This is a genomic window from Pseudomonas sp. PB3P13, assembly GCF_054897735.1.
The window spans coordinates 4,071,217-4,091,600 of sequence record NZ_CM142702.1; the positions used below are offsets into that span (position 1 = coordinate 4,071,217).

The 20,384-nt window shown below is 60.3% G+C and carries 20 protein-coding genes; 9 read left to right on the plus strand and 11 right to left on the minus strand.

Features of this window, described 5'->3' with window-relative positions; all coding sequences use genetic code 11:
* Positions 1-48 precede the first annotated feature (48 nt).
* The 7 genes from ACYZT1_RS18700 to ACYZT1_RS18730 all read right to left on the minus strand — a co-directional run bounded on the left by ACYZT1_RS18700 (position 49) and on the right by ACYZT1_RS18730 (position 8,610).
* Positions 49-591: a DUF2058 domain-containing protein gene (locus ACYZT1_RS18700; RefSeq protein WP_462016138.1), complete on the minus strand. Its 543-nt coding sequence runs from the start codon at positions 589-591 to the stop codon at positions 49-51.
* Positions 592-619: 28 nt separating this feature from the next.
* Positions 620-1,453, minus strand: coding sequence for a nucleoside triphosphate pyrophosphohydrolase (gene mazG, locus ACYZT1_RS18705; RefSeq protein WP_462019280.1), 834 nt, complete (start codon positions 1,451-1,453; stop codon positions 620-622).
* Between the two features lie 121 nt (positions 1,454-1,574).
* On the minus strand, positions 1,575-3,818 hold the full coding sequence (gene relA, locus ACYZT1_RS18710; RefSeq protein WP_462016139.1) for a GTP diphosphokinase: 2,244 nt from the start codon (positions 3,816-3,818) through the stop codon (positions 1,575-1,577).
* A gap of 76 nt (positions 3,819-3,894) precedes the next feature.
* On the minus strand, positions 3,895-5,295 hold the full coding sequence (gene rlmD, locus ACYZT1_RS18715) for a 23S rRNA (uracil(1939)-C(5))-methyltransferase RlmD (protein ID WP_462016140.1): 1,401 nt from the start codon (positions 5,293-5,295) through the stop codon (positions 3,895-3,897).
* The gene (cysM, locus tag ACYZT1_RS18720; RefSeq protein WP_462016141.1) at positions 5,295-6,197 is read right to left on the minus strand and encodes a cysteine synthase CysM; all 903 of its coding nucleotides are present in this window, start codon (positions 6,195-6,197) and stop codon (positions 5,295-5,297) included. Before cysM ends, rlmD begins: the two co-directional genes overlap by 1 nt.
* Before the next feature lie 285 nt (positions 6,198-6,482).
* A complete protein-coding gene (locus tag ACYZT1_RS18725) occupies positions 6,483-7,901 on the minus strand; it encodes a histidine kinase sensor domain-containing protein (protein ID WP_462016142.1) in 1,419 nt (472 codons plus the stop codon).
* Entirely contained in the window at positions 7,888-8,610 is a 723-nt protein-coding gene (locus ACYZT1_RS18730; protein WP_462016143.1) for a response regulator transcription factor, read from the minus strand. The genes ACYZT1_RS18725 and ACYZT1_RS18730 overlap by 14 nt, the downstream gene beginning before the upstream one ends.
* 213 nt (positions 8,611-8,823) lie before the next feature.
* On the opposite strand from ACYZT1_RS18730, the gene ACYZT1_RS18735 reads away from it, so the two are divergent.
* The 4 genes from ACYZT1_RS18735 (at position 8,824) to ACYZT1_RS18750 (ending at position 13,529) form a co-directional block, all read left to right on the plus strand.
* On the plus strand, positions 8,824-11,574 hold the full coding sequence (locus ACYZT1_RS18735) for a response regulator (protein WP_462016144.1): 2,751 nt from the start codon (positions 8,824-8,826) through the stop codon (positions 11,572-11,574).
* A 46-nt stretch (positions 11,575-11,620) separates the two neighbouring features.
* On the plus strand, positions 11,621-12,613 hold the full coding sequence (locus ACYZT1_RS18740; RefSeq protein WP_462016145.1) for a 2-hydroxyacid dehydrogenase: 993 nt from the start codon (positions 11,621-11,623) through the stop codon (positions 12,611-12,613).
* Positions 12,614-12,690: 77 nt separating this feature from the next.
* Positions 12,691-13,125, plus strand: coding sequence for a hypothetical protein (locus ACYZT1_RS18745; RefSeq protein WP_462016146.1), 435 nt, complete (start codon positions 12,691-12,693; stop codon positions 13,123-13,125).
* Positions 13,125-13,529: an META domain-containing protein gene (locus ACYZT1_RS18750; RefSeq protein WP_462016147.1), complete on the plus strand. Its 405-nt coding sequence runs from the start codon at positions 13,125-13,127 to the stop codon at positions 13,527-13,529. Before ACYZT1_RS18745 ends, ACYZT1_RS18750 begins: the two co-directional genes overlap by 1 nt.
* A gap of 184 nt (positions 13,530-13,713) precedes the next feature.
* On the opposite strand, the gene ACYZT1_RS18755 is transcribed toward ACYZT1_RS18750, so the two are convergent.
* Complete coding sequence (locus ACYZT1_RS18755; RefSeq protein WP_462016148.1) at positions 13,714-14,181, minus strand: TlpA disulfide reductase family protein; 468 nt, start codon at positions 14,179-14,181, stop codon at positions 13,714-13,716.
* Positions 14,182-14,295: 114 nt separating this feature from the next.
* Here ACYZT1_RS18755 and arsC point away from each other — a divergent pair, with 114 nt between their 5' ends.
* The 3 genes from arsC to ACYZT1_RS18770 are packed head-to-tail and all read left to right on the plus strand — an operon-like array spanning position 14,296 to position 15,669.
* A complete protein-coding gene (arsC, locus tag ACYZT1_RS18760) occupies positions 14,296-14,649 on the plus strand; it encodes an arsenate reductase (glutaredoxin) (protein ID WP_462016149.1) in 354 nt (117 codons plus the stop codon).
* Positions 14,646-15,242 carry an NAD(P)H:quinone oxidoreductase gene (gene wrbA / locus ACYZT1_RS18765; RefSeq protein ID WP_462016150.1) on the plus strand — a complete coding sequence of 199 codons (597 nt, stop codon included), beginning with the start codon at positions 14,646-14,648 and terminating at the stop codon, positions 15,240-15,242. The genes arsC and wrbA overlap by 4 nt, the downstream gene beginning before the upstream one ends.
* 1 nt (position 15,243) lies before the next feature.
* A complete protein-coding gene (locus ACYZT1_RS18770; RefSeq protein WP_462016151.1) occupies positions 15,244-15,669 on the plus strand; it encodes a DUF2069 domain-containing protein in 426 nt (141 codons plus the stop codon).
* 160 nt (positions 15,670-15,829) lie between these two features.
* Here ACYZT1_RS18770 and ACYZT1_RS18775 read toward each other — a convergent pair whose 3' ends face one another.
* Positions 15,830-16,504, minus strand: a complete 675-nt coding sequence (locus ACYZT1_RS18775; protein WP_462016152.1) for a DNA-3-methyladenine glycosylase I — start codon at positions 16,502-16,504, stop codon at positions 15,830-15,832.
* 66 nt (positions 16,505-16,570) lie between these two features.
* Positions 16,571-17,395, minus strand: a complete 825-nt coding sequence (gene ttcA / locus ACYZT1_RS18780) for a tRNA 2-thiocytidine(32) synthetase TtcA (protein WP_462016153.1) — start codon at positions 17,393-17,395, stop codon at positions 16,571-16,573.
* 397 nt (positions 17,396-17,792) lie between these two features.
* Between ttcA and ACYZT1_RS18785 the strand changes: the two genes are divergently transcribed.
* Together ACYZT1_RS18785 and ACYZT1_RS18790 are read left to right on the plus strand one after the other, a co-directional pair.
* Entirely contained in the window at positions 17,793-18,395 is a 603-nt protein-coding gene (locus tag ACYZT1_RS18785; RefSeq protein ID WP_462016154.1) for a Yip1 family protein, read from the plus strand.
* Between the two features lie 141 nt (positions 18,396-18,536).
* Entirely contained in the window at positions 18,537-19,031 is a 495-nt protein-coding gene (locus ACYZT1_RS18790) for a SprT family zinc-dependent metalloprotease (RefSeq protein ID WP_462016155.1), read from the plus strand.
* 45 nt (positions 19,032-19,076) lie between these two features.
* Here ACYZT1_RS18790 and ACYZT1_RS18795 read toward each other — a convergent pair whose 3' ends face one another.
* Positions 19,077-20,258, minus strand: coding sequence for a CaiB/BaiF CoA transferase family protein (locus ACYZT1_RS18795; protein WP_462016156.1), 1,182 nt, complete (start codon positions 20,256-20,258; stop codon positions 19,077-19,079).
* Between the last annotated feature and the right edge of the window lie 126 nt (positions 20,259-20,384).

Sequence of the window (20,384 nt, forward strand, 5' to 3'; positions counted from 1 at the left end):
GTGCTGGCTTCGCCAACTCCTGCGGTTTTGGCAGTGTACGTTATCGGGTTACCACATCAGATCATCAGGGATCTGATAGGCCGCGTACGGATCGTCTTCGGCGGCAACTTCTTCAGTCTGCACATTCAACTGCACAATGCGTTGTGGATCGCGTTCCTGGATCTTCAGTGCCGCCTCACGCGGGATCACCTCGTAGCCGCCGGCATGGTGCACGATGGCCAGCGAGCCACTGCTGAGCTTGTTACGCATCAGCGTGTTGACCGAGAGGCGCTTGACCTTCTTGTCGTCGACAAAATTGTAATAGTCCTCGGTGGTCAGCTTCGGCAGACGCGAGGCCTCGATCAATTGCTTGACCTGGGCAGCGCGGGCCTTGGCTTCAGCTTTTTCCTGCTGTTGACGGTTCAGCTCCTGATCGCGCTTGACCTTCTCTGCCTTGGCTTCCTGTGCTGCACGCTGCTGCGAGTCGTCGAGCTCGATCTGGCCTTTATGAGCCAGGCGCTGCTGCTTCTGCTTGTCTTTGCCGACCTGTTTGGCCTGCTTCTGGTTGACCAGCCCTGCTTTGAGTAACTGGTCGCGAAGGGAAATGCTCATGGTGCTTGTTTCTCACTTAGGCAACTGCTCAACCGCAGCCGGGCAAATTCTTTTCCTGACGTTTGGCTTCACCCCACAGGGCGTCCAACTCTTCGAGCGTGCAATCTTCCATGGGACGACCGGTATCGCGCAATGCCTGTTCGATAAAACGGAAGCGTCTGTCGAACTTGTTGTTGGCGCCACGCAGCGCCGACTCGGGATCGACCTTCAGATGCCGGGCCAGATTGACCACGGAAAACAGCAGGTCGCCGACTTCATCGGCTATGGCTACCGGGTCATTGTCGGCCATGGCTTCGAGTATTTCATCGAGTTCTTCGCGGACCTTGTCCAGCACCGGTAAAGCGTCCGGCCAGTCGAAACCGACCTGACTTGCGCGCTTCTGCAGCTTCGCCGAACGTGACAAGGCCGGTAACGCGGCAGGCACGTCATCAAGCAAGGACAGTTGTTGCGGTGCGGCGGAGTTCTCGGCGCGCTCTTGGGCCTTGATCTCTTCCCAGCGTTGCTTGACCTGTTCTTCACTCAAACGCGGGACATCCAGCGGTGCGTACAAATCACCTGCAGGAAACACGTGAGGATGACGACGGATCAACTTGCGGGTGATGCTGTCGATGACGCCTGCAAATTCGAAGCGCCCTTCTTCCCGCGCCAGCTGGCTGTAATAAACCACCTGAAACAGCAAATCCCCCAACTCGCCCTGCAAATGATCGAAGTCGCCGCGCTCAATGGCGTCGGCGACTTCGTAAGCTTCTTCGAGGGTGTGCGCAACGATGGTCTCCCAGGTTTGCTTGATGTCCCACGGGCAACCGAATTGCGGGTCGCGCAGGCGTGACATCAGATGCAGCAGGTCTTCAAGTGTGTACATCATTAATCTCTCACCACAAAAACCTCTGGGAGCTGGCCTGCCAGCGATGGCATCACCTCGACTCTATTGGAAGACTGAGGTGGCTGAATCGCTGGCAGGCCAGCTCCTACATTGGGCACCATCACGGCGTGCGATTACGCCGGGTTTCGATGATGTTCGGCAACTGGGAAATCCGTCCGAGCAACCTTCCCAACGCATCCAGCCCCGGAATTTCGATGGTCAGGGACATCAGCGCGGTGTTGTCCTCCTTGTTTGACCGGGTATTGACTGCCAGCACGTTGATCCGCTCGTTGAGCAGCACCTGCGACACATCACGCAGCAGACCGGACCGGTCGTAGGCGCGGATGATGATGTCCACCGGATAAGTCAGCACCGGCACCGGGCCCCAGCTGACCTGGATGATCCGCTCTGGCTCGCGCCCGCCCAATTGCAACACCGAGGCGCAGTCCTGGCGGTGAATGCTTACGCCGCGGCCCTGGGTGATGTAGCCGACGATCGCGTCGCCCGGCAATGGCTGGCAGCAGCCGGCCATCTGCGTCATCAGGTTGCCCACACCCTGAATCTGAATGTCGCCACGCTTGCCCGGTTTGTAACCGGTGGCCTTGCGCGGAATCAGTTCCAGCTGTTCGTTGCCACGCTCGGGCTCGACCAGTTGTTGCGCGAGGTTCACCAGTTGCGCCAGACGCAAATCCCCTGCACCCAACGCGGCGTACATGTCCTCGGCGGTTTTCATGTTGGCTTTATCGGCCAGTTTCTCGTAGTCCACCGCCGGTAGACCGAGGCGACTGAGTTCGCGTTCGAGCAAGGTTTTACCGGCCGCCACATTCTGATCGCGCGCTTGCAGTTTGAACCAGTGAACGATCTTCGCCCGCGCTCGCGACGTGGTGATGTAACCCAGGTTCGGGTTCAGCCAGTCGCGGCTCGGCGTGCCGTGCTTGCTGGTGATGATCTCGACCTGTTCGCCGGTTTGCAGGCTGTAGTTGAGCGGCACGATCCGGCCATTGATTTTCGCGCCACGGCAGTTGTGACCGATCTCGGTGTGCACACGGTAGGCGAAGTCCAGCGGCGTTGCGCCCTTCGGCAGGTCAATGGCGTGACCGTCGGGTGTGAAGATATACACCCGATCAGGCTCGATATCGACGCGCAACTGCTCGGCCAGACCGCCGATATCACCCAGTTCCTCATGCCATTCGAGGACCTGACGCAGCCAGGAAATCTTCTCTTCGTAATGATTCGAACCGGATTTGACGTCGGTGCCCTTGTAGCGCCAGTGAGCGCAAACGCCCAGCTCGGCCTCTTCGTGCATGGAGTGGGTGCGGATCTGCACCTCCAGCACTTTGCCCTCGGGACCGATGACCGCGGTGTGCAGCGAGCGATAGCCGTTTTCTTTCGGGTTGGCGATGTAGTCGTCGAATTCTTTCGGGATGTGTCTCCACAGCGTGTGGACGATACCCAGCGCGGTATAGCAGTCGCGCATTTCCGGGACGAGCACGCGCACGGCCCGAACGTCGTAGATCTGGCTGAAAGCCAGGCCTTTGCGCTGCATTTTGCGCCAGATCGAATAGATGTGTTTGGCCCGGCCGCTGATGTCGGCATCGACGCCAGTGGCCTGCAGCTCGATCTTCAGCTGGCTCATCACGTCAGCGATGAAACGCTCGCGATCCAGGCGCCGCTCGTGCAGCAGGTTGGCGATCTGTTTGTACTGATCAGGCTCCAGGTATCGGAAAGACAGGTCTTCCAGTTCCCACTTGATGTGACCGATGCCAAGCCGGTGCGCGAGTGGCGCGTAGATGTCGAACACCTCGCGCGCCACGCGGTTGCGCTTCTCGTCGTCGACGGTTTTCACCGCACGGATCGCGCAGGTGCGCTCGGCCAGTTTGATCAGCGCGACGCGAACGTCATCGACCATGGCAACGAGCATTTTGCGCAAGTTCTCGACCTGGCCCTGGGTGCCCAGCACCATGGACTGGCGCGGGCTCAGGCTGGCGCTGATCGCCGCCATGCGCAGCACGCCGTCGATCAGTTTGGCGACCACCGGACCGAAACGCTGGCTCACCGCCGCCAGTTCGATCTGGCCTTCGCGCACACCGCGGTACAGGACCGCGGCAACCAACGAATCCTGATCCAGTTTGAGGTCGGCGAGGATCTCGGCGATCTCAAGGCCCGTGCGGAAACTCGACGTCCCTTCGGACCACAGATTCTTTGCCGCATTGGCCTGTTGTTCGGACACGCGGGCGAACTCGCACGCGTCTTTCAAGGCTTCGCGATCCAGTGCCAGATCGACACTGACCGCATGATCGAGCCAAGCCTCGAGATTGATACTGCCGTCGGTGTTGATCGGCTGGTGTGCTCTCACCTGTACCATCTTGCTTTACCTTCCCTACGACGCAGATTCAATGCGTCAAATCGCTGACCTTTATTGCCAGCACGCACTCGTGGGGCTAAGACGAGTGCTGCACAAGCGGGTCAGTCGGACCAGACGAGCCATCCTGACTCGCTTCAAATAACGCCATGGCCTCGACATGTGCCGTCTGAGGAAACATATCGAGAATCCCGGCACGTTTTAACCGGTAGCCCTGCTTGATCAATTCGACCGTGTCGCGCGCCAGCGTTGCCGGGTTGCACGACACATACACCAACCGTTTGGCGCCCATGCCCTTGAGCTTGCGCACTACCTCGAAAGCACCGTCACGCGGTGGATCCAAGAGTACCGCAGAAAAGCCTTCCCGCGCCCATTCGGCATCGGTCAAAGGCTGGGACAAATCGGCCTGAAAAAACTGCACATTATGCAAATTGTTGCTGCAAGCATTCGCAGCGGCCCGCTCGACCATCGCCTGTACACCTTCCACCGCCACCACTTCGCGAACGGTTTTGGCCAGCGGCAATGCAAAGTTGCCCAGACCACAGAATAGATCGAGCACACGCTCGTGCGCGGTCGGCTTCAACCAGTCCAGCGCCTGGGCAATCATGGCGTCGTTGACCCCGGCGTTGACCTGAATGAAATCTCCCGGCCGGTACGCCAGGTCCAGATCCCACTGCTCCAGGCGATAACCCAAAGACTGATCGGCGTCGACCGGGTGGGGTTCACCGTTGCCATGCAGCCACAGTTGGGCTTCGTGGGACGCGCAAAATTCCTTGAGGATTGTCAGGTCGGCGTCGGACAACGGCGCCATATGGCGCAGCAAAACGGCCAGCGAAGTGCCACTGAACAGCTCGATGTGGCCCAGCGCCTGAGGTTTGCTCAGCCGTCGCAGCATGTCCGGCAAGTGACTGATGATCGGTTGCAAAGGCTGTACCAGCACCGGGCATTCGCTGATTGCCACGATGTCCTGACTGCCCGCCGCGCGAAAACCGACTTCGAGGTGTTTCGCCTTCATGTCCCAGCGCACCGCCACCCGCGCGCGACGACGATAGGCGAACTCCGGACCGCTCAAAGGCGCTGCCCATTCTTCGGGCTCGGCACCGGCGACCCTGGACAATTGCTCGGCGAGCATGCGCTGTTTGAGGGCCAGTTGTTCGCTGTGCGGCAGGTGCTGCACGCTGCAACCGCCACAGCGTCCGAAGTGCGGACACGGTGCGGGACGGCGCAGTTCACTGGCCTGAAATACACGCTCAGTGCGCGCCTCGACCACTTTGCCGTGGGCCCCCAGCACGCGCGCTTCGACCTCCTCACCGGCCAACGCGCCGAGAACGAACCAGGTGCGCCCTTCGAAAAACGCGATACCGCGACCGTCATTGGCCAGGCGCTCGATGCTCAAGCGCTGTTTCTTGCCGGTCGGAATCTGTGGGGCCTTGCTGCCGCCAGCAGGCTGGAAGCGCAGGCCTCTCTCGTGCCTGGCCATCAGTTGGGCGCGTCGAAAATGCCGGTCGACAGGTATCGGTCGCCACGGTCGCAAATGATCGCGACGATCACCGCGTTTTCAACTTCTTTGGACAGGCGCAGCATCGCTGCCACGGCACCGCCCGAAGACACGCCGCAGAAGATGCCTTCTTCGCGGGCCAGACGACGGGTGACGTCTTCGGCTTCGCTTTGTGCCATGTCGACGATGCGGTCCACGCGGTCGGCTTGATAAATCTTCGGCAGGTATTCCTGCGGCCAGCGACGGATGCCCGGGATAGCCGAACCTTCCATCGGTTGCAGGCCGACGATCTGCACACTGTCGCTCTGCTCCTTCAAGTAGCGCGAAACACCCATGATGGTCCCGGTGGTGCCCATCGAACTGACGAAATGAGTAATGGTACCCTCGGTCTGACGCCAGATTTCCGGACCGGTGGTGGTGTAATGCGCCTCGGGATTGTCACCGTTGGCGAACTGGTCCAGCACCTTGCCCCGGCCTTCGGCTTCCATTCGCTGAGCGAGGTCGCGCGCGCCTTCCATGCCTTCTTCCTGAGTGACCAGAATCAGCTCGGCGCCATAGGCAGTCATCGCCGCCTTGCGCTCGGCGCTGGAGTTGTCCGGCATGATCAGGATCATCCTGTAACCTTTGATTGCGGCGGCCATGGCCAGCGCAATCCCGGTATTACCCGAGGTCGCCTCAATCAGCGAGTCACCGGCCTGGATCTGCCCGCGCAACTCCGCGCGGGTGATCATCGACAGCGCCGGTCGGTCCTTGACCGAACCCGCCGGGTTGTTCCCTTCGAGCTTGAGCAAGAGGGTATTGCTGGTGGCGCCAGGCAGGCGCTGCAAACGGACCAGCGGGGTGTTGCCGACGCAATCGGCGATGGTTGGGTACTGCAAGGTCATGGCGTATTCGCAATCCAGACTGCGGGGGCGCCTATCATACCGGCAAACGTTCGCAGGCCATATCACGCAAAGTGCGGTCCTTATGGCTTATGGGAATAAGGGCAATGATCAGTCTTCCTCTGACGTAGCAACATTCATCGCATAGAACTCGTGCAGCTTCGCTTGAAGCAACTGTTGGGAAAGTGTCAGCAACAGCCTTTAGGAAATGTCGTACAACAACACCGGAACGCTCCGGCATTGGCTCACTTGAAACGAGTCATGAGGCCTTCCCCAGGGCAGCTCGAATCAGACCATCAGTGGCGGACATGCATTGGCAGCGAACCGGCTCCCAACCGCGCCATCACTGCCAACCCCCTCATCCGCCACCAACCACATATTCACCCGCAACCCCAGCCCGGTATTCTGCGCCCAAAGCCGCCCACCCTGCCGTTGGACCGCATTCCTGGCGATGCTCAAGCCCAACCCGAAACCGCCATCTCCCGGACGCGAACCCTCCAGCCGGATGAACGGTGAGAAAATCCGCTCCAGATCCGCCTCCGCTACCCCGCCGCCCTGATCCTCCAGCCACAGATGCCAGAAACCGCCATCGCGCCTGCCATCCAGACGCACGACACCGCCCTTGGGCGAATGCCGAATGGCGTTGCGCAAAATGTTTTCCAGCGCTTGCGCCAGGGTGTTGAGATTTCCGCGCACCCAGCAGGACGCGTCCACGTCGCATTGCAACTGACGCTCCGGCCAGCAGCTTTCATAGCAGGCGTTTTCCGTGAGCATCTCCCAGAGTGCCTGGATCTGAATGGCTTCATCGGGCAGCGGCGCGCGCTCGGTGTCGAGCCAGGCCAATTGCAGGGTGTCTTCGACCAGACGCTGCATGCCATCAACTTCACGGCCAATGCGCTCGCGCAACGGCAGCAGTGCTTGCTCGCTTTCGCTGGCGACCCGCAGCCGGCTCAGCGGCGTGCGCAGTTCGTGGGACAGGTCGCGCAGCAACTGCTGTTGCAGGGCGACGGTCGATTGCAGACGTTCGGACATTTGATCGAAGGCGCGGGCCAGCTCACCCAGTTCGTCCGGGCGTTCGGTGGTGTGGCTCGACAGCCGCACATTCAGTTGATCGGCGCGCCAGGCGTTGGCCTGTTCGCGCAGTTGATTCAACGGCACCACCAGCAAACGGTAGAGGCCGACACACAGCAACAAGGTAAACAGACCGGGAATGACACCGTTGGTGATCACCCGCCAGAACACTCGATAGTGCCCGGGCACGAAGCGCTGGGGTAATTCGATCACCAGACTGCCGGCCCCGGGATTATTCGGGAAAGGCACGCGCAGCCACGGCAGGCCTTTTTTATGAATGGGCCAGTCCAGGCCGCGCAAAAACGTCAGGCGCTCGATTTCCTTGTCCGTCAGTGGCCGGATGCTGAGCGACTGCAGTTCACTGCCAATGACGCCAACCCAACCTGCTTCGCGCTGTCGCATGGTTTGCAACCAGCGATCGACGCCCTCCCGCTGCCCCTGCTGCCACGCGTGCTCGGCTTCGGCGGCATAGCGTGTCAGGGTGCCGCGAGCGTCATCGGAAAGAAACTGGTTGCGCTCCTCCATATAGCGCCCCCAGGACCAACTCAACCAGATCATCAGCAGACAGAACGCCACCAGCAGACACGCCAGCTTCCAGAACAGTGAGTGTCTGCCCGGAACATCAGCCCATTTCATGGTCGGCACTCAATACATAACCCTTGCCCCAGACCGTGCGCACTTCCCGCTCGGTGTAGCCGATGGCTTTGAGCTTGCGACGGATCTGGCTGATGTGCATGTCGAGGCTGCGGTCATGGGCCGCGTAACCGCGTTGCAAAACGTGCTGATAAAGGAACGCTTTGCTCAACACTTCATCGCTGTTGCGGTGCAAGGTTTCCAGCAAGCGATATTCACTGCGGGTCAGCGTGGTGCGGCGTTCGCCGAAGCAGACCTGGAGGAGTTCATCGTCGAATCGCAGATTACCCGCGACGACAACCGGCGGCTCAGGCGCTGGTCGGCGATCCAGGGCAACGCGACGCAGGATTGCTTCGATGCGCACGTGCAGCTCGGCCATGCTGAAAGGTTTGGGCAGATAGTCATCCGCGCCGAGGCGAAAACCGCTGATGCGATCGGCCTCGGCCCCCAGCGCCGACATCAGCACCACCGGCGTGGAATGGCTCTGCCGCAATTGCGTCAACACATTCAGCCCGTCGAGGCCGGGGAGCAGAATATCCATCAGCACCACATCGAAAGGCTGCTGGCGCGCCATCGCCAGACCTTCCTGGCCGTTCTGGCACCAGGTCACCTGGAAACCGTTGCGGCCCAGCTCATCGTGAACATAGGCACCGAGCACCAGATCGTCTTCAATGGAAAGGATTCGAGGTGGACCGACAGAGATGGGAGTCATGAGTATCTGCAAATAATTCTCAGTTGGCGATTATTGAAGATTGCTTCGCCTTGGGCAACCCAAGGTTTGCTCAAGGCGCCAAAGCGTCGAACTGTCCGACGAATGACGACATCAATTTACGAAGATTGCCCGCCGGCAAATCGCTACACTGCGCCAGTGGCAGGCGCCGGATGCGCCCACAGGTTCTTAAATGGCTGGATGCAGGAGAAAGGCGTGCTCAAGAAACTGGGAATCAAAGGCCGCGTGCTGTTGCTGACCTTGCTGCCGACGAGCCTGATGGCGTTGGTGCTGGGCGGCTATTTCACCTGGACACAGTTGACGGACCTGCAGACCCAACTCATGCAGCGCGGCGAAATGATCGCCGAACAACTGGCCCCTCTCGTGGCGCCCGCCATGAGCCACAAAAATATCGAAATGCTCGAACGCATCGCTGCTCAGTCGCTGGAAACCCAGGATGTGCGAGCGGTGACGTTGCTGGCTCCCGACCGCACGCCGCTCGCCCATGCCGGCCCGACCATGCTTAACCCGGCACCGTCCGGCAATGGTTCCCAGCTGTTGCGGCGCAGTGGCAACGATGCCACGCGCTACCTGCTGCCGGTGTTTGGCAAGCACCGAAATCTGGCCGGTGATCTGATCCCCGATGAAGCCGAGCGGCTGCTGGGCTGGGTCGAAATCGAACTCTCGCACAACGGCATGCTGCTGCGCGGTTATCGCAGCCTGTTCGCCAGCCTGCTGCTGATCGGTGCCGGACTGGCCGGTGCGGCGCTGCTGGCATTGCGCATGGGCCGTACGATCAATCGGCCCTTGAGCCAGATCAAACAGGCGGTGGCCCAACTCAAGGACGGCAATCTGGAAACCCGCCTGCCGCCGCTCGGCAGCCATGAACTGGATGAACTGGCGTCGGGAATCAACCGCATGGCCGGTACCCTGCAGAACGCTCAGGAAGAACTGCAGCACAGCATTGATCAAGCCACCGAAGACGTACGGCAGAACCTGGAAACCATCGAGATCCAGAACATCGAGCTTGACCTGGCACGCAAGGAAGCGCTGGAAGCGAGCCGGATCAAGTCGGAATTCCTCGCCAACATGAGCCACGAGATCCGCACCCCGCTCAATGGCATTCTCGGTTTTACTCATCTGCTGCAAAAAAGCGAGCTGACCCCGCGCCAGCTTGATTACCTGGGCACTATCGAAAAATCTGCCGACAGCCTGCTGGGGATCATCAACGAGATTCTCGACTTCTCGAAAATCGAGGCGGGCAAACTGGTCCTCGATCACATTCCGTTCAACCTGCGCGATCTGCTCCAGGACACCCTGACCATCATGGCCCCGGCCGCGCATGCCAAGCAGCTGGAGCTGGTGAGCCTGGTGTATCGGGACACGCCACTGTCGCTGGTGGGTGATCCATTGCGACTCAAGCAGATTCTGACCAACCTGGTCAGCAATGCGATCAAGTTCACTCGCGAAGGCACTATCGTTGCCCGCGCCATGCTCGAAGACGAGCACGAAGACAGCGTGCAGCTGCGCATCAGCATTCAGGACACCGGCATAGGCCTGTCGAGCCAGGATGTGCGCGTGCTGTTTCAGGCGTTCAGCCAGGCCGACAATTCGCTTTCGCGGCAACCGGGCGGTACCGGTCTGGGGCTGGTGATTTCCAAACGGTTGATCGAGCAGATGGGCGGCGAGATCGGCGTCGACAGTACGCCGGGTGAAGGCTCGGAATTCTGGATCAGCCTCAAGCTGCCCAAAGCCCGCGACGATGCAGAAGATCTGCCAGGCCCGCCGCTGCTCGGGCGCCGGGTTGCGGTCCTGGAAAATCATGAACTGGCCCGACAGGCGCTGCAGCATCAACTGGAAGACTGCGGGCTGTTGGTTACCCCCTTCAACACGTTGGAACATCTCGCCAATGGTGTGACTGGCGCGCACCAGACCGATCAGGCCATCGACCTCGCCGTGCTCGGCATCACCAGTAACGACATGCCGCCGGAGCGCTTGGGTCAGCACATCTGGGACCTCGAGCACCTCGGCTGCAAAGTGCTGGTGCTGTGCCCGACGACTGAACAAACGCTGTTCCACCTGTCGGTACCCAACCCCCACAGTCAGCTTCAGGCAAAACCGGCGTGCACCCGTAAATTGCGTCGGGCCTTGTCGGATCTGGTCAACCCGCGCCAGCAACGCAGCGAACCCGGCGAAGCGATTTCCAGCCGGGCACCGAAAGTGCTGTGTGTCGACGACAACCCGGCCAACCTGTTGCTGGTGCAGACCCTGCTTGAGGACCTGGGTGCCAAAGTGCTTGCGGTTGAAAGTGGCTACGCAGCGGTCAAGGCTGTGCAGAGCGAAACCTTCGACCTGGTCTTGATGGACGTGCAAATGCCGGGCATGGACGGACGCCAGAGCACCGAAACCATTCGCCAGTGGGAAAGCGAACGGCACAGCACGCCGTTGCCGATTGTCGCGCTCACCGCACACGCCATGGCCAACGAGAAACGCGCGCTGCTGCAAAGCGGCATGGATGATTACCTGACCAAACCCATCAGCGAGCGGCAACTGGCCCAGGTGGTGCTGAAGTGGACCGGGCTGGCTCTGCGCAATCAGGGGCCGGAGCGCATCAGCGACAGTTCGGGCGGGAAGGAACTGCAAGTACTCGATCACGAAGAAGGCTTGCGTCTGGCGGCAGGCAAGGCAGATCTGGCAGCGGACATGCTGGCGATGTTGCTGGCCTCGCTGGAAGCCGACCGCGACGCCATTCGCTTCGCGCGTGATACCAACGATCACAACGCATTGATCGAGCGCGTCCATCGTCTTCACGGCGCGACCCGCTATTGTGGCGTGCCGCAACTGCGTGCTGCCTGCCAGCGCAGCGAAACCCTGCTCAAACAACAGGACCCGCGTGCCTATAGCGCCCTGGAAGAACTCGAGCGCGCAATCAATCGGCTGGCGTCTCATGCGCGAATCAATGCCTGATGCTGCTACACCGGCAACGTTTGGCCGGTATAAAAAGGAGAACAGCATGCGCACCATTCTTTTCAGCAGCCAGACCTACGACCGCGACAGCTTTCTCGGCGCCGAATGGCCCGCCGGGATCGAATTGCACTTCCAGCCAGCGCGCCTGAATCTCGACACCGTCGCGCTGGCCTACGCTCATGAAGTGGTGTGTGCCTTCATCAACGACGACCTCAGCGCCCCGGTGCTCGAACACCTGGCCGGCGGCGGTACGCGCCTGATTGCGTTACGATCGGCCGGTTACAACCATGTCGATCTCGCGGCGGCAAATCGCCTCGGCCTGTCGATTGTGCGGGTTCCCTCTTATTCGCCACACGCAGTGGCCGAACACGCGGTGGCGCTGATCCTGGCGTTGAACCGGCGTTTGCACCGCGCCTACAACCGCACCCGCGACGGGGATTTCAGCCTGCACGGCCTGACCGGGTTCGACCTGGTGGGCAAGACTGTCGGCGTGGTCGGCACCGGGCAGATTGGCGCGACGTTCGCGAAAATCATGAACGGCTTCGGCTGCACCTTGCTGGCTTATGACCCCTGTCCCGACCCGCAGGTCGAGGCGCTGGGCGCGCGTTATCTCAGCTTGCCGCAGTTGTTGGCGCAGGCGCAGATCATCAGCCTGCACTGCCCGCTCAATGACCAGAGCAAACACTTGATCAACCGCCAGTCGCTGCATCACATGCAGCCCGGCGCAATGTTGATCAACACCGGGCGCGGCGGTCTGGTCGACACGCCGGCACTGATCGACGCCTTGAAGGACGGGCAACTGGGCTATCTGGGACTGGACGTCTATGAGGAGGAAGCGCAGCTGTTCTTCGAGGATCGTTCCGACCTGCCGCTACAGGATGACGTTCTGGCGCGACTGTTGACCTTCCCGAACGTGATCATCACTGCCCACCAGGCCTTCCTGACCCGCGAAGCACTGGGCGCTATCGCCCACACAACATTGCAGAATATTGCAGCCTGGGCGGCCGGCACTCCGCAGAATCAGGTCGAGGCTGGCTGAACCGGATCGAAGGTCATTTGCCCGCGCAGTGCTGCCATGATGTCCGTGCTAGCATGCCGCGCATATTTGGAGGACCCATGGTCGAACACGATTTTCGCTATAGCCTGATGAACCCGCAACACACCCTCACCGAATGCCGCGCCCTGGTGCCGGGCCGTTATCAGGTCACCGGCAACGGCGGCTCGATTCGCAACAATGACGTGCTGGTCGTGACCCTCAAAGGTGCCAGGGACTTGTCCATGCGCCTCACCGTGGAAACGGTCCGGCACCTGATCAACCCGCCCGGCCAATGGGTCGCGGTAGCGAGTGGTCCGGTGTTCGGCGAACTGGCGATCCACACCTGGAAGGTCAACTGCGACAGCTGTGCCAAAGAGCTGAGCTTTGAATTCGCCGTGGACGCCAAGCTGGGCAACAAGGCTGAAAAACCGGCCGCCACGGCACGCATCGTCGAGTTGGGCTGGAAGACAGTCGGTGACAAGCACCTGTGCCCGACATGCCAGGAGCCTGCTTGATGAAACGCTTTGTTCTGGCCGCCATGGTGAGCGCCGGCCTGTTGGGTTGCGCCGCCGACCCGGTGAAGTTGCAGCACAATCGCAGTTACATACTGGAATGGATCGGCGAACGCCCGTTGATGGATTACAGCCACCTGACCATCACCCTCGGTGACGACGGTCGGGCGTACGGCAATGGTGGCTGCAATCACTGGTTTGCACCGTACTCGCAAGAAGGCAACAAGCTTACCTTCGGCAAAATCGGCAGCACGCGCAAAATGTGCGCCCCGGCACTGATGGAGCAGGAGCAGCGCTTCCTCCAGGCGCTGGAAAAGGTGCAGCGCTGGGACGTTTCGCCTATCGACCAGGTGCGTTTCTGGCCGGCTGAAGGCAAACCGTTACGCTGTTGGCTTGAAGAGGGTTGATTCCCCCTCTTGATCTCTGGCCAAGGGGCTTGTGTGGCGAGGGGCTTTTGTGGCGAGGGGGCTCGCCCCCGCTGGATTGCGAAGCGATCCCATAAAAAAGGGACTGCTGCGCAGTCCAACGGGGGCAAGCCCCCTCGCCACAACATCGCGTCACCGCACATCCGCGCACTGCAGGGATGGACAATCAGTTACTGGCGCGCAACGCCTCAAGTTTGGCCAACACCCCCGCCGCCGTTTGCTCACCCATCAATTGTTCCCGCACCTTGCCCTTGTCATCGATGATGTAAGTCACCGGCAATGCCTCACTGCGCGGCAACTCGAACACCTCAGCCGGATCCTGCGCGAGCACGGTAAATTTGATTCCGAGTTTCTCGCTGGCGTCTTTCAGCTCTTGCCCCTGCACATTGTCAAAATTGACCCCAAACACACCGATGTCCTTGTCCTTGAGCTGATCGGCCAAAGCGTTCAACTCCGGAATCTCGGTCCGGCACGGGCCGCACCATTCAGCCCAGTAATTGAGCACCAGCCACTGCTTGTCCAGACGCTCGGCCGCGACCTTCAGACCGTTCTGATCGATGCCATAGTCGTTGCCGCAGCCCCCCAGCATCAACGCTCCAATGATCGCCAATGCCGCTGCCAGTCGTCTTGTCATGTCGTGATCCCTATGGAAAAAACGAAACCGCCGCGCCCCATTGCCACCCACGGTTCTGGATTACGCGTTGCACGGTTAGAATAGCCGCCACCTTACGCAAGATGCGACCCGCACATGACCGATCTGACGCTTTATCACAACCCGCGCTGCTCGAAATCCCGCGGTGCGCTCGAACTGCTTGAAGCCCGTGGCCTGACCCCGACCGTCGTGCGCTATCTGGAAACGCCGCTGAATGCAGAGCGCATCCAGAACCTGCTGAAAAAGCTCGACATCAGCGCCCGGCAATTGCTGCGTACGGGCGAAGACGACTACAAAACCCTGGGCCTTGGCGACCCCAGCCTCAGCGAAGCGCAACTGATCGCCGCCATCGCTGCGCACCCGAAACTGCTGGAGCGGCCGATTCTCGAAGTTGGCGACAGAGCCGTGATCGGTCGTCCACCGGAGAACGTGCTGGAGTTGCTGCCGTGACCGCCCCCTACATTCTGGTTCTGTATTACAGCCGCAGCGGCTCAACCAATGAAATGGCCCGGCAAATCGCCCGCGGCGTCGAGCAGGCCGGCCTTGAGGCGCGGTTGCGCACCGTGCCGCCGATATCCGCCGAATGCGAAGCGGTGTCGCCGGACATTCCCGACGAGGGCGCGCTGTACGCCAGCCTCGATGATTTGAAAAACTGCGCCGGCCTCGCCCTCGGCAGCCCGACCCGTTTTGGCAACATGGCAGCGCCGCTCAAGTATTTCCTTGATGGCACCAGCAACCTGTGGCTGACCGGCGCGCTGGTCGGCAAACCGGCGGGTGTGTTCACCTCCACCGCGAGTCTGCACGGCGGCCAGGAATCAACATTGCTGTCGATGATGTTGCCCTTGTTGCACCACGGCATGCTGATCACTGGTCTGCCATACAGCGAATCGGCGCTTCTGGACACCCGCGGAGGCGGTACGCCGTATGGCGCCAGTCACCACGCCGGAGCTGACGGCAAAAGTGGCCTGGATGAGCATGAAATGGCGCTGTGCCGGGCCTTGGGCATGCGCCTGGCAAAGACTGCGCAAAAGCTGGGGAACTGACGTGGCGAAAAAGCCGAAGATTCTGCCCTCCATCGAATGGCTCGAACCGCGAGTGCGGGCCATGCGCGTTATCGCTTTGCTGTGCTTTCTGGGGCTGGTGGGTCTGTTGTGCGTTTATTACCTGCTGATCGCGGACCTGCACGGCGCACGGCCATGGGTGATTCTGCTGATCGAACTGGTGCCGCTGCTGGTGCTGGCGCCGGGCATGCTCGTCGGCAGCGCGCGTGGGCATTCGTGGATGTGTTTTGTGGTGAACCTGTATTTCATGAAAGGCGCGCTGGCAGCATTCGACCCGAACCGGCAGTTGTTCGGCCTGCTGGAGATGGGCGCGAGCGTGGCGGTGTTCTGTTCGGCGCTGTTGTATGTGCGCTGGCGGTTTCAGTTGAACCGCAGGTTGGCGGGTGAAGGCGAGCCCTCGGTTGCCTGACAGATCGCAATCGCTAGCAGGCTAGCTCCCACAGGGGATTTGTGTACGCCCCAGATCCACGGTGGAAGCCAGCCTGGTGACGGATTGGCGTACGTCACCGTTCCAATGTGGGAGCCAGCCTGCTGGCGATGGGCCAGGGTCGCGCTCGAGCGACTCGGTCTCAATGGTTGACGGTATACGCCAACATCATCGACAGCTGGCTCATCGGCCGCCCGCCACTTTCTTCGTGCCACTGGTTGAATACGCCCTGCACCGTGGCCAGATCCCGCTGACTGGTCGGCACTTTGTCGACGATCTTCTGCGCATTCAACCCTGCGACCACGTCATAACTGGGCACAAAAGTGTCCTTGCCGACCATGCGCAGAAACCGCGGTGCCGACAATCCGCCCAACTGGTGCCCGCGTTTCTTTAAATAGGTCCACAAACCGACAATATCGGTCACCGGCCAATCGGCGATCAATGCGCCAAAACTGCCGCGCTCGTGGACCTCGTCCAGCACGAATTGGGCATTGCGCGGCACACTCTTGAGTTTGCCCAGGTGACGAATGATGCGCGCATCCTGCATCAGGCGTTCAAGGTGCTCGGCGCTCATCAGCACGACTTTTTCCGGATCGAACCTGAAAAACACTTCCTCGAAGGACGGCCACTTGGCGTCGACGAGACTGTGCTTGAGCCCGGCACGGAAAACCCGCAGGGCCATGGTCGAGAGGTAGCGGTCGTCGCTGATCTTGCGCAATTGCGCGGAGGTTTTCGGAACGGGCAGGTGGGCTTCCAGTTTAGCCGCCGAACCAAAGCGGTTCAGACAGTACTCGTGCAGCCACTTGTAATCGTGCATGCCCTCTCCTGAGGATTGAAAATAAAAAACGACGCCCGCGAGCTGTGGTGCTGACCCAAGGGTATGTCAGAGGTTCACTACATTCACAAATCGGGAAGCGGCGCTTTCGTCGATCTTCAGGCTGGTAAAGTCGAACAGGTTGCGGTCGGCCAGCTGCGACGGGATCACATTCTGCAGGCTGCGGAAGATACTTTCGGTACGACCCGGCGTCTTGCGTTCCCAGTCTTGCAGCATGTCCTTGACCACCTGACGCTGCAGGTTTTCCTGAGAGCCGCACAGGTTGCACGGGATGATCGGGAATTGCTTGAAGTCCGAATAGGCCTGGATGTCTTTCTCGCTGCAGTAAGCCAGCGGACGGATCACCACGTTGCGCCCGTCGTCGGCGCGCAGCTTCGGCGGCATGGCCTTGAGCGAGCCGTTGAAAAACATGTTGAGGAAGAACGTTTCGACGATGTCGTCGCGGTGATGACCCAGGGCCATTTTGGTCGCGCCGATTTCGTCCGCGAAGGTGTACAGGGTGCCGCGACGCAAGCGTGAACACAGCGAACAGGTGGTTTTTCCTTCAGGGATAAGCTCCTTGACCACCGAGTAAGTGTCTTTCTCGACAATGTGGTATTCGACCCCCAGATCTTTCAGATAGGCCGGCAACACGTGCTCGGGAAAACCGGGCTGCTTCTGGTCCATGTTCACGGCCACGATCTGGAACCTGATCGGCGCGACTTTCTGCAAATGCAACAACACGTCGAGCAGGGTGTAACTGTCCTTGCCACCGGACAGGCAAACCATGACCTTGTCGCCCTCTTCAATCATGTTGAAGTCGGCAACGGCCTCACCGGCCTGGCGGCGAAGGCGCTTTTGCAGTTTATTCTGGTTGACCGTGAGAGTGCCCATGACGCGAGATCCGTGAGGTGTGACGAAAGGTCGGCATTTTACGCAAAAACCTTGCACTTGTGGCGAGTGGGCTTGCCCGCGTTGGGCTACGAAGTAGACCCCCTACATTCATCTCATCCTTACAGATATCAAACCGTACCGGTCAGGCGACTGCTACGCGGTCGAAAGGGGCGAGCCCCTCGCCCCAAAATCATGTACACACAGACGCAGCGGCGATTAACCACGACTTTTACAGCGCAATTTGCTCTAAGCCCCTCGCCCCTGCGTTAACAAGTCCTTTCTATACTGCGACATAAGGTCGCAGGCATATTCTGATCTGACCTGATCCTTACTCGGCCACTTTGGCCCGTAGGCGCTCCACCGGGGGGCGGCGGTAACGACAATAGGAGTGACTGGCATGATCCATCACGTTGTGGGGCTCTTCACCCACCCTGACCAGGAATGGAAAGAAATCCGTGGCGATCAGGAGGAAAGCATCAGCCACATGTACCTGACTCACACGTTGATACTGGCGGCGATTCCCGCTGTGTCGGCATTTATCGGCACTACGCAGGTCGGCTGGGTCATCGGCAACAGGCCGCCGGTGATGTTGACGATGGAAAGTGCGCTGTGGATGACGGTCATGTCGTACCTGGCCATGCTCGGCGGCGTCGCCGTGATGGGCGCTTTTGTGCACTGGATGGCTCGCACCTATGACGCCAATCCGAGCCTGGCGCGTTGCGTCGCGTTCGCGACCTACACCGCAACGCCACTGTTCGTTGGCGGACTGGCCGCGCTTTACCCGCACATGTGGCTGGGAATGATCGTCGGGACGGCGGCGATCTGCTACACGGTTTACCTGTTGTATGTCGGCTTGCCGACCTTCATGAACATCCCGTCTGACGAGGGCTTTCTGTTTTCAAGTTCGGTGCTGGCCGTGGGTTTGGTGGTGCTGGTGGCCATCATGGCGTTCACCGTGATTGTCTGGGGTCTGGGCGTGGGGCCGGTCTATACCAACTGACCGCTTTCTGGACATCAGGATTTGCCAATACAGGCCGCCATCGGGCGGCCTTCTCGTTTCGGGGATAACCATTGGGCGCCTGGACGATTCGCAAGCACCTGAGGTTGCGGCATACTCGGCAACTCTGGAGATCCATCAAGCATGCCCGAGCAACTCAATAACCGCGTCGAAGCGTGTTACCTGCAAGCCGAAACTTTTTTCAAACGAACCTTCAAGCGCCCCGTGGTGAGCCTCAAGCTGCGCGGGCAAAAAGCCGGTGTCGCGCATTTGCACGAGAACCTGCTGCGTTTCAATCCGCAGCTGTACCGGGAAAACAGCGAAGACTTCCTCAAGCAGACCGTGGCCCACGAAGTCGCGCACCTGATCGCTCATCAGTTGTTCGGTGACCGCATTCAGCCGCACGGTGAAGAGTGGCAATTGATCATGCGTGGCGTGTACGAACTGCCGCCCAACCGCTGCCACACCTACGACGTCCAACGCCGCCGCATGACGCGCTACATCTATAAATGCCCCTGCGAGAACAGCGACTTTGCGTTCTCGGCGCAGCGTCATGGGCTGGTGCGGCAAGGGCGGCGTTATCTGTGCCGGCGATGCCGGAGCACGTTGGTGTTCAGTGGGGAAATGCGCGTTGAATAATTTGGATTTTCGGTGTCTGTACCGGCCCCTTCGCGAGCAAAGACGCTAAAGAATGACGTTGGCACCCCGCAACCGGGCAATCCGCTCGACACTGAATCCCAACTCCCCCAACACCTGATCGGTATGCTCACCCAATGCCGCGCCGACATGTCGTGGCGCCGGCAGCCCAGCGGAAAACTTCAGCGGGCAGGCCACCTGCGCCTGCATTGACCCATCGCCACGCGGTACGTCAGTCACCAGTTCCCGCGCTTGGAACTGCGGATGGCGCACCGCTTCGCCCACCGTCAAAACCGGTTCGACACAGGCATCCAGCTCGGCAAACAACGCCGTCAATTCGTCAAAGTCGTGTTTCTCGAACTCGACTTTCAGCGCATCCTTGAGCTTTTTCTGTTGCGCCGGTTGCGGCGACAACCCTAGCGCGGCCAATTCTTCCAGGCCCAGCGCCGTGCACAGTTGCTTCATGAACGGCGGCTCCAGGCTGCCCACCGACAACCAGCGGCCATCCCGGGAACGGTAATAATCGTAAAAACTGCCGCCGTTGAGCATTTGCGTTTCCCGCCCCGGCTCCTCACCGCAGGCCAGGTAACCGGCCGCGGCCATGGCGTTCAGGCTGAACGCGCAATCGGTCATGCTCACATCCAGATGTTGGCCCTGCCCCGTTTGCTGCCGGGCGATGACTGCCGCCAGCAAACCGATCACCCCGTGCAGCGAGCCACCGGCAACGTCCGCCACCTGCATGCCCAACGGCAGCGGCCCACTGTCGGCACGGCCGGTGTAACTGGCCAGTGCGGCCAATGCCAGATAGTTGATGTCATGCCCGGCGCGGTCCCTGTACGGGCCGGTCTGGCCATAGCCGGTGATCGACACATAGATCAGTTTCGGGTTGAGCGCTTTCAACGCTTCGTAGCCCAAACCAAGCCGCTCCATCACGCCCGGCCGAAACTGTTCCAGCACGATGTCGTAGTCCTGGACCAACTGCTGGATGATCTCCAGCGCCTGCGGTTGCTTGAGGTCCAGCGCCAGGCTGCGCTTGTTGCGGTTGAGGTAGGCGTGACTGGCAGAAACGCCCTGATCGTGAGGTGGCAGCACGCGGACCAGGTCAATGCGGGTCGGCGATTCGATGCGCAGGACTTCGGCGCCCATGTCCGCCAGCAACAACGAGGCAAATGGCCCCGGCAACAATGTCGAGAAATCCAGAATCTTGAGTGATGCCAGTGGACCGAGCATAAGTTTCCTCCAGTACGATCCCCCAAGACTAGGCAGCCATTGCCATTGCGGCAATCACCTTATGCATCGGTGTCGCTGACCGTTACGCTCGAATCGCAGACAGAAAAAAACCCGCCGAAGCGGGTG

Coding starts and splice junctions, on each gene's coding strand:
- arsC (WP_462016149.1), top strand. CDS start 14,296: ATGACCGATCTGACGCTTTATCACAACCCGCGCTGCTCGAAATCCCGC.
- ACYZT1_RS18730 (WP_462016143.1), bottom strand. CDS start 8,610: ATGACTCCCATCTCTGTCGGTCCACCTCGAATCCTTTCCATTGAAGAC.
- ACYZT1_RS18775 (WP_462016152.1), bottom strand. CDS start 16,504: ATGCACGATTACAAGTGGCTGCACGAGTACTGTCTGAACCGCTTTGGT.
- relA (WP_462016139.1), bottom strand. CDS start 3,818: ATGGTACAGGTGAGAGCACACCAGCCGATCAACACCGACGGCAGTATC.
- ttcA (WP_462016153.1), bottom strand. CDS start 17,395: ATGGGCACTCTCACGGTCAACCAGAATAAACTGCAAAAGCGCCTTCGC.
- ACYZT1_RS18750 (WP_462016147.1), top strand. CDS start 13,125: ATGAAACGCTTTGTTCTGGCCGCCATGGTGAGCGCCGGCCTGTTGGGT.
- ACYZT1_RS18740 (WP_462016145.1), top strand. CDS start 11,621: ATGCGCACCATTCTTTTCAGCAGCCAGACCTACGACCGCGACAGCTTT.
- mazG (WP_462019280.1), bottom strand. CDS start 1,453: ATGTACACACTTGAAGACCTGCTGCATCTGATGTCACGCCTGCGCGAC.
- ACYZT1_RS18755 (WP_462016148.1), bottom strand. CDS start 14,181: ATGACAAGACGACTGGCAGCGGCATTGGCGATCATTGGAGCGTTGATG.
- rlmD (WP_462016140.1), bottom strand. CDS start 5,295: ATGGCCAGGCACGAGAGAGGCCTGCGCTTCCAGCCTGCTGGCGGCAGC.
- ACYZT1_RS18745 (WP_462016146.1), top strand. CDS start 12,691: ATGGTCGAACACGATTTTCGCTATAGCCTGATGAACCCGCAACACACC.
- ACYZT1_RS18725 (WP_462016142.1), bottom strand. CDS start 7,901: ATGAAATGGGCTGATGTTCCGGGCAGACACTCACTGTTCTGGAAGCTG.
- ACYZT1_RS18785 (WP_462016154.1), top strand. CDS start 17,793: ATGATCCATCACGTTGTGGGGCTCTTCACCCACCCTGACCAGGAATGG.
- ACYZT1_RS18795 (WP_462016156.1), bottom strand. CDS start 20,258: ATGCTCGGTCCACTGGCATCACTCAAGATTCTGGATTTCTCGACATTG.
- ACYZT1_RS18790 (WP_462016155.1), top strand. CDS start 18,537: ATGCCCGAGCAACTCAATAACCGCGTCGAAGCGTGTTACCTGCAAGCC.
- cysM (WP_462016141.1), bottom strand. CDS start 6,197: ATGACCTTGCAGTACCCAACCATCGCCGATTGCGTCGGCAACACCCCG.
- ACYZT1_RS18700 (WP_462016138.1), bottom strand. CDS start 591: ATGAGCATTTCCCTTCGCGACCAGTTACTCAAAGCAGGGCTGGTCAAC.